General features: G+C 70.9%; 10 protein-coding genes. 1 reads left to right on the forward strand and 9 read right to left on the reverse strand.

The window, feature by feature from the left end; genetic code table 11:
- Positions 1–290 precede the first annotated feature (290 nt).
- The 9 genes from EES42_RS42240 to EES42_RS42280 form a co-directional block, all read right to left on the reverse strand.
- Entirely contained in the window at positions 291–1,490 is a 1,200-nt protein-coding gene (locus EES42_RS42240) for a lytic transglycosylase domain-containing protein (RefSeq protein ID WP_124723506.1), read from the reverse strand.
- Positions 1,487–4,042, reverse strand: coding sequence for a hypothetical protein (locus EES42_RS42245; protein WP_124723507.1), 2,556 nt, complete (start codon positions 4,040–4,042; stop codon positions 1,487–1,489). Before EES42_RS42245 ends, EES42_RS42240 begins: the two co-directional genes overlap by 4 nt.
- Before the next feature lie 35 nt (positions 4,043–4,077).
- On the reverse strand, positions 4,078–6,699 hold the full coding sequence (locus EES42_RS42250; protein ID WP_124723508.1) for an ATP-binding protein: 2,622 nt from the start codon (positions 6,697–6,699) through the stop codon (positions 4,078–4,080).
- A complete protein-coding gene (locus tag EES42_RS42255) occupies positions 6,696–6,911 on the reverse strand; it encodes a hypothetical protein (protein WP_124723509.1) in 216 nt (71 codons plus the stop codon). The genes EES42_RS42250 and EES42_RS42255 overlap by 4 nt, the downstream gene beginning before the upstream one ends.
- A complete protein-coding gene (locus tag EES42_RS42260; protein ID WP_241196944.1) occupies positions 6,908–7,480 on the reverse strand; it encodes a hypothetical protein in 573 nt (190 codons plus the stop codon). Before EES42_RS42260 ends, EES42_RS42255 begins: the two co-directional genes overlap by 4 nt.
- Positions 7,477–7,824: a hypothetical protein gene (locus EES42_RS42265; protein ID WP_206433905.1), complete on the reverse strand. Its 348-nt coding sequence runs from the start codon at positions 7,822–7,824 to the stop codon at positions 7,477–7,479. Before EES42_RS42265 ends, EES42_RS42260 begins: the two co-directional genes overlap by 4 nt.
- 14 nt (positions 7,825–7,838) lie before the next feature.
- A complete protein-coding gene (locus EES42_RS42270) occupies positions 7,839–8,918 on the reverse strand; it encodes a conjugal transfer protein (RefSeq protein ID WP_241196945.1) in 1,080 nt (359 codons plus the stop codon).
- Positions 8,915–9,169: a hypothetical protein gene (locus EES42_RS42275; RefSeq protein WP_241196946.1), complete on the reverse strand. Its 255-nt coding sequence runs from the start codon at positions 9,167–9,169 to the stop codon at positions 8,915–8,917. Before EES42_RS42275 ends, EES42_RS42270 begins: the two co-directional genes overlap by 4 nt.
- A 125-nt stretch (positions 9,170–9,294) precedes the next feature.
- On the reverse strand, positions 9,295–10,080 hold the full coding sequence (locus tag EES42_RS42280; protein ID WP_124723512.1) for a hypothetical protein: 786 nt from the start codon (positions 10,078–10,080) through the stop codon (positions 9,295–9,297).
- Positions 10,081–11,357: 1,277 nt separating this feature from the next.
- On the opposite strand from EES42_RS42280, the gene EES42_RS42285 reads away from it, so the two are divergent.
- A complete protein-coding gene (locus EES42_RS42285; protein WP_124723513.1) occupies positions 11,358–11,651 on the forward strand; it encodes a hypothetical protein in 294 nt (97 codons plus the stop codon).
- Positions 11,652–11,772 lie beyond the last annotated feature (121 nt).

The following is an 11,772-nucleotide window of genomic DNA, read 5'->3' on the forward strand; positions in this document are numbered from 1 at the left end:
AGTCCTGGGCAAGGTAGCGGGCCGGGTAGCGGCACGGCTGCTCGATGATGTGCAGGGCGGCGCTGCACCGTTACAGGTGAGCCGCACCAGCGTAGAAGCCAAGGTTACTCAGACCAGGGGATCAGAGACACGCACTGAAAGATGATCAGTTGCGACTGGCCGCAGTAGCAAACGTTGCCGATGACTGACCGCAGGGTCAACTCTGGCCCTGCGTCGCCCCAGAACTTTCAGTTCCGCTTGATGATCTCCCAGAAGGGCGCTCGCCCAAGATCCCCGACAGCGTCACGTACTCAATGTTCGTAGGTGACGTGGACGTGGTCGTAGTGCCCGCCGGTGACCGTGTGTGGGTTGTTCAGCCCGTGGCTGTAGGGTCGTCCCCAGCCGTTTTGGTCCTGGGGGTGGTTGATGCTCCAGATGCGCCCCTGCCAGATGACGTACTGCACGTGCAGGGTGCCGGCGTTCTTGCGGAGCCATGCGGCCAGGGACCAGCCCTGGGCGAGCGCCGTCCCGGAGGCGCGTTGGCCGAGCGTGCCGGGGGTGTAGTCGCAGGCACGGCCCAGGGGGTGCTCGCCGCCTTCGGAGCGTGGGGTCTGGCAGCCGGTCCCGCCGTGCCAGCGCGGCCACTTCTTCAGGATCTCCCTGTATCCGTGGGAGGCCGCGCCGGTCAGACAGTGGCCGCCGGACGGGTCGGGATACGAACAGGCAGTCGCACCACTCCGATACCCAGCCGGGGGGCCGGGCAGGGAAACAGTGACGGGCACGGGGCCGTTGCTGCCGGAACCGCCAGGGGTGCCGCCAGCCTGGTCGTACTGGTGGATGTGGCGCAGGACGTCGTCGGCGTACCAGCCGGCGTGGTTGTAGCGCAGGACGGCTTTGCGGAGTTGGGCGTTGTCGTTCAGGTTGGTGCGGCCGGTGCCGCACAGGTAGACGGCGGCGCCGAGCGCCGCGTCGAATGCGTTGTGCGGGTCTGCGATGCCGTCGCCGTTGCCGTCCTGGCCTGTGGGTCCGTCCCAGGTGGAGGGCAGGAACTGCATCGGGCCGACGGCGCGGTCGTAGGCGGTGTCGCCGTCCCATTTCCCATGGTCGGTGTCGGTGAACGACGTGGTGTTCCCGCCGGCGCCCGTGCCGTTGAGCCGGGCGCCGATGATGCGCGGGGTGATCGCCCCGTTGGCGGCGACGTGGTGGCCTGCGGCGTGGTTGGACTCGACCTTGCCGATCCCGGCCAGCACGGACCAGCGCATGCCCGTGCACTTCGGGCGCAGCTCGGTGATGCGGGAGGCCGCGTCCGTGTACGCGGACAGCATCACCTGCCCGATCCCTTTTACCGAGGCCAGGGCCGCCTGCGTCCCGGTGGCGTAGGCGGCCTGCCGGTTCTGGTCGTCCTGGTCGGCGGCGATCGCACCGGTGAGGGCCACGACGGCAGCGAGGCCGACCAGCAGCGGTATGACGGTGGCGGCCGCGCCGAGTGCGACCCATCCCTTCTTCGTCACCGTGTCCTCCGGTGCGGTGCGGGCCGTGCGGTGCGCGGCCGGGGAGCTGCCGGTGCCGGCGACGGCTGGGGCTCGGGGCTGGGCGCGGGGCGGTGTGCGCGGGCCGCGTCCGTACTCATCCGGTACAGCCGCTGGCGCAGGGCCTGCTGCTGTGAGGACGCGGCCGGCTGCTGTGCGGGCCGGGCGGCCCGCCGCCGAGGCCGGGGCCGGGTCGGCACTGGGGCCGGTCCAGCTGCGGGTCGGCGCATGGCTGGGGGCGGGACGGCCGGCCGGTTGACGGGGCGGGGCGGGGTGCGCGGGTGGGGGCGCGGCGGCAGGCCGCGGTGCATGCGGATCCGGTTGCCGGCCCAGCGGCCGCCGATGTTGTTCCAGTACGTCTGGGAGAAGTCCCGCACTGCGGGCAGTTGACGGGTCACCGGCTGCGTGATCCGGGAGCGCAGCTGGGCGGCGGAGCGCGCCAGGTTACCGGGCGCGGCCCTGACCGCCGTACTGGCGGCGCGGGCTGCCTGCGGCAGGTAGACGGGTGCGCCGACGCTGTACTTGAGGCCGAACTTGCCTGCCCCGTAAGCGGCCTTCGCGGTCCCGGCGACGGCCTTGGTGGCGCCGTTGGCCAGGGCGGCGGTGCCGCGCACTGCCATCCGCGTGCCGAGCCGTCCGGCCAGCGCGGTGGATCCCCGGCCGCCCAGCGACATCAGCGAGCCGGTACCCGCAGCTGCGCCGCCGGCGGCGGCCGCGCCACCGGTCGCGGCGATCGCGCCGACCATCAGCGCGGTGGTGGCCAGCGTCCTGACTAGCGAGCGCTTACGGCCGGCGTCCTGGTTCATCACGGCGGGGGCGCGGCCGCCGAGCGGACTGTTGCCCAGGCGGGTACGGGCCGAGGCCGCCCAGGCCTTGGATTTCAGGGTGAGGCGTTTGCGGAACATGAAGCACGCGATGACCATGGCGTCAACCGCGACGAACCGGGCCGGCAGGGCTCCGGCGTTGTCGCCGAAGTCCGCGTTCAGCATCGCGGTCACCAGCGTGACCGCGATGGCCAGGCCGACGACCAGGCCGACCAGGAGCCCCAGCAGCCGCACGATGTTCGCGGCCCGCTCCCACAGCCATGCCCTGCCGGGGCCGGGCATGATGCCCGCGACGAGTGCGACCCGGGCCAGCACCGCCTCGATGACCAGCCGCATCTGTGTGGACAGGTAGAAGAACGCGGTCACCAGCAGCAGCGCCGTCATCAGGAGCGCGGCGATGAAGATGAACAGAGCTCCGCCGACCTTGTCCCAGCCGGCCTTCTTCGCCGCGCCCGCGTCCGTGACGCAGGCCTTTTCGAAGTCTTCCTGCGGGTTCAGGCCGAGCATGTCGTTGGCGACGTAGTCGAACGCCTTGTCGGCGATGGCGGCCTTGATGTCGCCGACAATTCCTGAGTCGAGGGCCGTCGCCGAGGTGTTCATCCTCTTCTTGACGCTGTCGACCATGTCGTTGAAGAACGCTGTCTGGACCCGGGAATCGGAGTACAGGCCGACGCACTTCTTGCTCAGCTGCTGGTTGTAGGAGAGCAGGAAGCTGGGGCGCGCGACGAATGCCTCGACGATCCCGTCGGTGACGGTGCGGGTCAGCTCCCGCGCCTTGTCCTCGGTGATCTGCCCGGCCTTTGTCAGGGAGTCCTCGTGGCCGGTGGTGATGGCGTAGACGGCGATGCCGAGGTCGCGGGCCTTGCCGACGGCGCCGTCCTGCTGGCCGAGCAGCATTTGCGGGGGAGCGGCGAACGCGGAGACGGCGAGTGCGCCGATCACGGTGGAGGCGGCGATCTCGCCCCAGCCGCGGGAGCGGTTGCCGAAGGTGATGTTCCAGAACGCGACCACGCCGGAGTAGGCCATCAGCAGTCCGGGCACGCCGAGCTGGACGATGGTCTGGGAGTAGAGGGCGTCGGACAGGTGCATGGCGGGTTTGACGAACAGGGAGGCCAGCGACCAGGACAGAGCCCAGGAGATCAGCCAGCAGCCGAACGCGATGGCCCACTTCGTCATCTCGAACAGCCCCTGCGTGGCGAGGCCCTGGAACTGACCCGGGATATCGGTGATGCCCCCGTTGTCGGAGACGATCCGGTACGAGGAGACCGGCAGGCCCTTCTTGTCGGTGACCTCGAACGCGTTGAGGACGCCGCCGTCGCCGTGCCTGGCCTTGTACTCCTCGACCCTCTTGCGCATCTCGCGGCGCAGCTTCTCCTGCTCGGCCGCCTTCTTCTCCTTCGCGGACAGCTCCTTCGGCTTGTCCGCCCCGCCCTTGCCGGTGTCCTTCTTGCTGTCACCAGCCTCCGCCCTGCCGCCGACCTTGTCCGTGGGGGTGGTGCCGGGCGGCAGCAGGCCAGGGGCGGTTTCGCGGGGCAGCAGGCCGGATACGGACCTGGACGGCAGCAGGCCCGGCTCGTACTTCGGGAACGCCGACGGGGACGGGGCGGGCGTGGGACCGGCGGGGGCGGCGCCGACCCGGGGTGCGAGCAGCATCATCACGGACAGCGCCGTGACCACGAGCAGCAGCCCGCCCGCCAGATGACGCCGCACCCCCGTGAACCCTCTGAACTGTCCCCGCCGCACGCTCATGCCCCCGCCCCGCTCGCCACCGGTTCGTCACTGCCCCGGCCCGCCCCGCCGGGAGCGGCCTGCCCGGGGTCGGAGTGGATGACGTCGGCCAGCGACGCATCGAGCGGCATCTGCACACGCATCGCCCCGATCCGCCCGAACAGGTCGCGCACCAGGCACTCACCAGCCCGCTGCGCCTGCACCGCCTCGGACTCGTCCAGCGGGGAGAGCCGCGTGGTGACCATCTCCAGCAGCTCGGGATCGTTCGGGTCGAGGCCGAGGAAGTCCAGGCCGCGGCGGGCCAGCTCCTTGTTGGTCTGGCGGAACAGATACCGGCGGGGAAACAGGCCCCGCACGATGCGGCCGGCCTCGGTATCGGGGCCGATGTCGTCGGGGTCGTGGCTGCCGACCAGCACGCCCGCGTTGTGCTTACGGCCATCGCGCACCAGCTCCAGAAGCAGGTCCAGGCCCTCGGGCGAGGAAGTGAGCCACCAGCACTCGTCCCACACCACCTGGCAGAACTCCGCCTCGTGACGCGGGTCGAAGGCAATGTGCCGGCAGATCGCCGCAATCAGATACAAGGCCGCACGGCCGAACACCTTCTCCGGGCTGAGCCGCTCGAAATGCCCCGGCTCCAGCTCCCACTTCTTCGGCAGCACCAGCTGCGCGACGGAGAACACCACGGAGTCGGCGTCGGTGTCGACGACCGGCAGGCTCTCGTCGAAAACAGCCCTGGCGATGTCCCGGCGGGCATGCATGTTCAGCTTCCGGGCCAGCGAGCGGCAGGCCGCGTCGTCCTCGCGCACACCCCGCTCGGTCAGGTGCGCCATCAACGCGCGCATGCTCGGGGCCTTACCAGCCAGGACGTGAGAGACGGCCTCGGACAGAACACCGCCGACTTCGTCCATCGGCCGGATACCCAGCAGCATGTGCAGAAAGCTCTCGCAGCGCCGCTGCGCCTCGGACAGATCGACCGGCACCCGGCCGCGCTGCTGGGTGAACACCCGCAGCGGATCCAGCGAGACGGCGGCGCTGCTGTCGGTGGTGATCAGCTCGGTGCGCCCGGGGCAGGCCCGGGCGAAGCGCAGCCACTCCTGCTTCGGAGTGCGGTCCACGATCACCGCACGGCCTCGGCTGCCCGTCACCCCCGCCTTACGGCCTGCGGCGAGCGTCCAGTACGCGGCGCACTTCATGGCATAGGACTTGCCGCCGCCGAGCTCGCCGAGGTACGCCGCCGACGCGGAAGTCCTCTTCTTCGGGCCCCGGGTGAAGTCCATCAGCACCGGACGGGCACCGCCGCCGGTCAGCTGCCACCCGTACAACGGGCCCCGCTCGTCCCCGAGCTCGGTCGCCGCCCACGGGCCGGCCATGCAGAAATCCCGGGCGAGCAGGTACTGCGCGTAGGACGCCATCACCTGCGGGGTCCGCGCACCGGGCAGCATCCCGTGGAACAGGCGCTCCTGGTCGCCGAGCGGCCTGTCCAGGGTGTAGTCGTCGCCGCCGAACGCCGCAGTGAGCACCCCGGCCCGCTGCTCCGCCTCCTGCGGGCTCGCCCCCCAGACGCAGAAGGCGACCATGGCCCGCACGTCGACCTCGCCCTTGGACGCGGTCAGCCTCTCCCGGTTCTCCGCCAGGCTGTCGGCGGCCCTGCCGACCGAGGCCGGCGCCCCGGCCGGATCGTGTGCCCACTCATCGGGCTGCCCGGCCACATCACGCGCCTTGCGCCGGGTCCTGGCCTCCGCGACGGCACCCGGCGTCACGTTCAGACGAACCACCCAGTCCACCGGGAAGTCGAACGTATCCAGCGCGGCCAGATACTCCGAGCCGGGGAACCGGAACGCCTCCGGCATCTCCGACAGCGTCAAGAACGCCTGGTAGGAGGCGCCGTGCTCGGTCGCGACCTCCACCCACCTGCGCCTGAACACCCCTGCACCGCGCCGCTCCTCCTCGTCCGCGAGCATGCCGTCGACCGCGCCCTCGGTGAGTACGGCCTGCCCGAGCGCGGCCACCGTGCGCCCGCGGTTGACGATGCCGCGCCCGGTGTCAGGGGCGGGCAGCAGCGGTTCCACCACACCGCGTCGCGCCGAATGCCCGTAGATCCACAGGATTTCCGCCTCGCTCGCCGGCCGCACCGCCACCGTGCCCGGCCACGTCGCAGCCATCCGCGCCGCCTGCGCCAGACGCCGTCTTTCTTCCTTCCGGCTGATCGGCGCGGGCAACAGGCCCAGATGCAGGGCCATGTCCGCCTTCGCCGCCCCGGCCATGTCTGCGATGCGCTGACGGCGGCCGGCTGCGGGCAGCGGCACGGCGAGCCAGTCGGTGCGTCCGGTCAGCTCCAGGCCCTCCAAGGTGTCCAGTACCCGGTGAGCGACCTGCGTGTACTCGGTGCTGGCCGCCATGTCGATGTCCTCGGTCATCGCGCGCACCACCGCGCGCGGGTCGACCTGCGGGCACAGGGAGAGCCACATCGACTCACCCACCAGCTTCTTCACCAGCGCCTCAAGCGCCTTCAGACGGCGCAGCTTCGCACTCTTGCTGGAGTGGACCTGGTCCACGCCCTGCACCCGGTACAGCGCCCACACCGTGCCGTGCACACTCCACACGACGTTCCCGGCCACGTGCCGGATCGGCATCCTCACGACTGCTCCCCCCGTTCGCGACGTACGGACGCCGGGCCGTGAACACGGCACGGCTGCAGGAGGGCAAGACGAAGGCGCAGCGGCAGGGGACGGCTGACGGCCGCGGTCGTGGTGATGATGCGCAGGGGGAGCGGGGCCATCAGCTCCCAGCACTCGTCGCGCACGACGCGCACGGGCTTGCCGGGTCCCGGGGTGAGCTCGGGGGTGTTCATCGGTGCTCCCTTGCAGTGGCTGAACGGTGGGTCGCGAGCTGGGCGAGCGCGGTGGAGGCCGTACCTGCGGCCGCGCGCCGCGGAAGGTGTCGAACGGGGGCGGGCCTCGCCGACGGCGCGGCGGGCGACCGGGCACCCGGACGCCGGTTCGGCGCCTGCTCGACGGGGGTGAGGGTGACGGTGCCCTGCAAGGGCTGCGTGGTGATCCGCCGCAGTCGCCGGCCACCGAGCCGGGGACACTGCCCGCCCGCCACCAGACCCGCCGTACTCGCCAGCGCCGCGAACGGATGCCGGCCATCCACCTGCAGACGGCGCACCAGCAGCGACGACAGGTAGGGCAACAGGACCAGGGCAACGAGGTTGAACACCCCGAACCGGGTCCACAGACCGGGCACGGCGACCAGGACGAGAATCATCGCCGCGAAGACGGCGCCCATGGTGATGAACTGCGGCACGCTGTACGGACCGCCCCACAGCCGACGGCCCTCCCACTGGCCGATCATGCTCGGGTGGCGGCGCGCCTTGGTGTAGCAGCGCCCGACGAGGTCCTCCTCGTCCGCGGTACTCATACCCGCCCCGGCCGTTCACTGCCCGCCGTCGGCGACGCGACGAGGACAGTTGGCGGGGACGTGTCGATGACGCGGACAACGCCCTGGCCGACCGTGTGGTCCTTCTCGAACTCCTCGGCGGTCTTGTCGGTGATCGTCGCCTGGGAGGCGATGATCCCCATGACGACGGCGCCGCCCGCGGCGGCGACCCCGGCCTTGAGCATGGAGCGGGTCGCCGCCCAGGTCGCACCGACACTGGCCACGTAGATGATGCCGAGGACGACCACGGTCAACAGGGTCTTGAGGTCCTTGCCCAGACCGGTGAGGTCGTTGATGATGCCGGCCGCGAGTGAGGTGGAGTACATGAGAGGGGTTCTCCTTACTGAACAGGGGCGTTGCCGGACGGCGACATCGCCGGGGCGTTGGGGAGGGTGACTTTGGGAGTCGCGTCCACAGCGGCGACCTCCCACCGGCCATCGCGGCCGGCCAGCGTGAGCGCGTACGACAGCGGCCTTCCGACGCCGTCCGGGCGGGTGGCCTTGACATCGACCACCAGGCGCAGCCGCTCCCGGCCCGCCGGGGCACCGATCCGTCCGTCGCCTTCGCCGTCCCGGAAAGCGGTCTCGACGGCGACCTGAGTGACGGCCGCCGACCGGTACGGGGCGGGACGCACGGGGGAGAGGAGGGTGCCGGGCGAGAGGTAGCGGCCCAGCTCCCCGCTGTCCGACAGGTAGGCGGCGAAAAACTGCGACAGGGTGTCCACGGCCGGGTCGGAGGCCTGCGCCGGCAGCGGCGTGCCGTACGCGAGCTCCGCCTGCGGTGTGCTGCCCGTGGGGGCGGCGACCTCGGCGGGCAGCGCGAGCGCGGCCAGCGGACCACCCTCCCGGTCCGCCTCGACGGGCACCTGGAAGAACCGCATACGGAGCACCGGCTGCCCACCACCCGCACCTGAGCCCGCGGAGCTCGCTGCTGGTTCCAGGACGCGCGCGGCCACCGTCACCGACCAGTACCGGCCCGGCGCGATCTCCCTCACACGCACCGCGGCGATCTGGCCGACCTGCACCGCATCGGGCTTGCCGCTCAACTCCAGGTCCCTGGCACCGGAGTAGAAGACGGCGAGCTCGCTCTGCGAACCCTCACCGGCGCGCAGAAACGCCGCGACGTACATCTCCGCGAACCCGCCGGGCCCCGCCAGATCACTGCTGGAGGACTGCACCACCGGCGCGGGACGAGCCGCACCCGGCTGCGACACGATCGCCCAGCCACCCAGCACCGGACCAGCAATCAGCAACCCCCACGCCAGGCGCCGCACCACACCGGTCACCACCGCCACCGACCCGGTCGACGGCGACGCCCACCAACCCCCCTGCTCCTCCAGCTCCTGGTCTTCCAGTTCCTGGTCCACCACAGCATCGGCATCGGACCACCGCGCACGCTCCTTCCGGCTGCGGCGCATCATGACGCCGCCTGCCGCCACAGGCGCAGCCGCCGCTGCTGCTCGGCCTGATCCAGCTGCGCCCAGCGCTCGAACACCTCCCGCACCAGGACCGCCTCATCCAGGTACTCGCGCGCGACGCGCGCTGTGTACTCCGTGAACGGAAGCGTTTCCAGCAGACCGACCAGCTGCTTCACCCCGCGCCGCGCCGCAGCGAGCAGATCCAGATCCGCCAGCTCGGCCGGCACCGGGGTCTCGTGCACCGTGTGCGTCATCGCCACGGTCTCCTCCCACAAGTCGGGACATCCGGCGGACCCTTCGCCGCCGTACACACCCCCAAGGAGCCGCACCCCGAACAACGTGACCGGCCAGGGCGCACCAATTTCCCCGCCCAGCACGCTCACGCCGCACGCACCCACTCGGCCGCCACCGGACGCAGCCAGCTCACCGCCCGCGACCGGCGCTTCCGCTCGGCCGGCGAAGCGGCACCGGCGCGCCCCTCTTCCTCACGCACCACCTCCACCACCGAGCGGGCCTGCTGGACGGGCAGAGACCCGTGATCAACACCCCACGCCAGCAGCGCCACCAACTCGCCCTCAGCGCCCTCCACATCCGCCACGTCGGCGACACGCTGGACCTGGCCCCGCTCGACCAGCAGGGCCTGCACGACCCGGTCGACGACGTCACCCCCGACAGCGGGCACGTCCGGCAGGTCATCGAGGCGGACCTCACGCACCTCGTCCGCGCCGAGCTCCCGGGTGGCGTGATGCAGCGTCTCCAGCACCAGATTCGCGGCGACCTTCGCCCGGCGGCGCAGCGGGAACGTCCGCGCGACCACATACAGGCAGCCGACCACCACCTGAGCCACATCATCGAAATCGCGCCGCGACGTCAGCAGCGACTGCGTCAGACGCACCATGCCCGGCACCATCGCCTGCACGACCACACGCGCAGCCAGCTGCGCCTGCTCGCCATCGCCCGCAGCGCGCTCCAGGAGGGCGCTCAGCCACCGGTCACTGAAGGCGGCGTCACGCCGGGCAGCGAGACCGGCGACGAGCTCGCGCAGATCCTGCGACAGCGTCCCGTCCGGGACGACGCCGGCTTCCTCGATCCAGCCGCGCACGAGGGTGCCGTTGGCCGGGTCGGCGCACACCAGCGCCCACTCCGCGTCCAGTCCCGCAAACACCCGCTTCGTAGCTCCCACGACACGACCCCTTTCAAGTACGTGTCGTGGACTCTCCTCAGCACCAATGCCCCACCGAATACCCCAACCACCCAAATACGCAGGTCAGACGCTTGCCCAAAGAGTGACCCACCCCGAAACACAGTGACCCACACCCCGCAGGACACCCGCCAACCCCCCTCCCACAGCCAGACCCGGGAGACCGGGCAACGCCGACGGAATGACCAGCCCCAGAGAAGAGGCCGGCGCTTCCCGCCAGCCTGTGGTTCGAGGGCACGATCCTGCGGAGGTCAAGGTCGGCAGGCGACGCTGTTCCAGCCCCGCACACACACGGTGGAACAGCACCGCGAGAAACCGGCCAGTGCCGTGCGCACGGGTGGAATACGGCACACTCCACCACTCCGCCCGAGCCATTCCACCCCGGGGAACGGCCGTGCTCCCGCACCAGGTCAGGTCGCAGCCTGCTATGCCCCGAACAGTGACCCACGCTGGAAAACCGCAGCTCACAGCGTTCCATCCCCGCGGAACGCTCACAGATACGAACCGAGCACCTGCACGATTCCACCCAGTGCGGCAGGGCACAGAGCCCCGCTGCACGGGCTACTACTGATGACGCGCCGCTGCGCACCTGTGAGAGCGGCCGGGTGGAACGAGACCGCCCGCGCCGGATGTTCACGACTGCGGGCAGCAGTTCAGCGGCAACCAGCGGGGAGCCGTCTGCCAGGGGAGGGACTTTCGGTTCGCGTCGCCCGGATCGTCGAGGCCGCGGCACGCGGATATCCGCAGCATCGCCGCGCCGCGGGGAAGCAGCGACCGAAGCGACTGACTTCACTGATCGGACCCGAGCGACCCAGCATGGCTCTCCATCCAGGGCTGGCTAGGAGGCGTGGCCGGAGCCGGCATCGCCGACATCCTGGCGCAGGGCCCCGAGGACCGGGAGCTCCTGGAGTCCTACGCCCGCGAGCACGGTCTGATGTAACCGACGCTACCCAGGCCCACCAGTAGGCCGGTTGAGGTGGCGAAGCGGCGTGCCGACAGCAGGTTGCCTTCCAGGTTGCCTTTCGAGTTGCGTTCCCGGGTTGCCTTCCCAGATTGCGAACCAGGTTGCCCAATGGCAGCCAACCGCTCGTGCATCGCACGGGACTTTCAGCAGGTCAGGGCAGGTTGGGGTACTGCGCGTTCATCCCGACACCTCTCTTGTTCATCAAGAGAGGCTGCTCTTCCCCTTCGTGCCGCGCCGCTCGAATGCCGGGACCAGCGAGCCGGGGAGGCATCGCCCCGTGCAGAAGCCGAACGCGCGGCGCCAGGGAGGCGGCCGGCACGCCGACCCGGGCTTCGTCCGCTCAGCCTGGTTCCCGTGGCTGTTCACCACCGGACAGGGCGTGGCCTACAGCTCTCCCCTCAGCGACGCGAACATCTTCGTGCTGATCCTGGGCTGGGGCGGGTTCATCTACGCCGGGATGGTCGCCCTGTACTTCTTCGCACGCGCCCTGTGGTCCGCCGACGAACAGGCCGCACGCGAGACCTCGCCTGGCGACGGAACGGAGTTCCACGAGCCGGAAGCCGGCGCCTGAGCCGTGGTCGGGTCCGCGTGTCGGCCCGGTTGGAGCCGGTCCTTGCTGTGCGGGTCGGTGAGGCTCTGGGGGCGCGACGGTGGTCGGGGACCCCCCGCCACCAGCCCCCTGGCCCCCGCCC

Origin of the sequence: Streptomyces sp. ADI95-17 (assembly GCF_003846175.1) — a bacterium.
GTDB classification, from domain to species: Bacteria; Actinomycetota; Actinomycetes; order Streptomycetales; family Streptomycetaceae; genus Streptomyces; species Streptomyces sanglieri.

Coding starts and splice junctions, on each gene's coding strand:
- EES42_RS42255 (WP_124723509.1), bottom strand. CDS start 6,911: ATGAACACCCCCGAGCTCACCCCGGGACCCGGCAAGCCCGTGCGCGTC.
- EES42_RS42260 (WP_241196944.1), bottom strand. CDS start 7,480: ATGAGTACCGCGGACGAGGAGGACCTCGTCGGGCGCTGCTACACCAAG.
- EES42_RS42265 (WP_206433905.1), bottom strand. CDS start 7,824: ATGTACTCCACCTCACTCGCGGCCGGCATCATCAACGACCTCACCGGT.
- EES42_RS42270 (WP_241196945.1), bottom strand. CDS start 8,918: ATGATGCGCCGCAGCCGGAAGGAGCGTGCGCGGTGGTCCGATGCCGAT.
- EES42_RS42275 (WP_241196946.1), bottom strand. CDS start 9,169: ATGACGCACACGGTGCACGAGACCCCGGTGCCGGCCGAGCTGGCGGAT.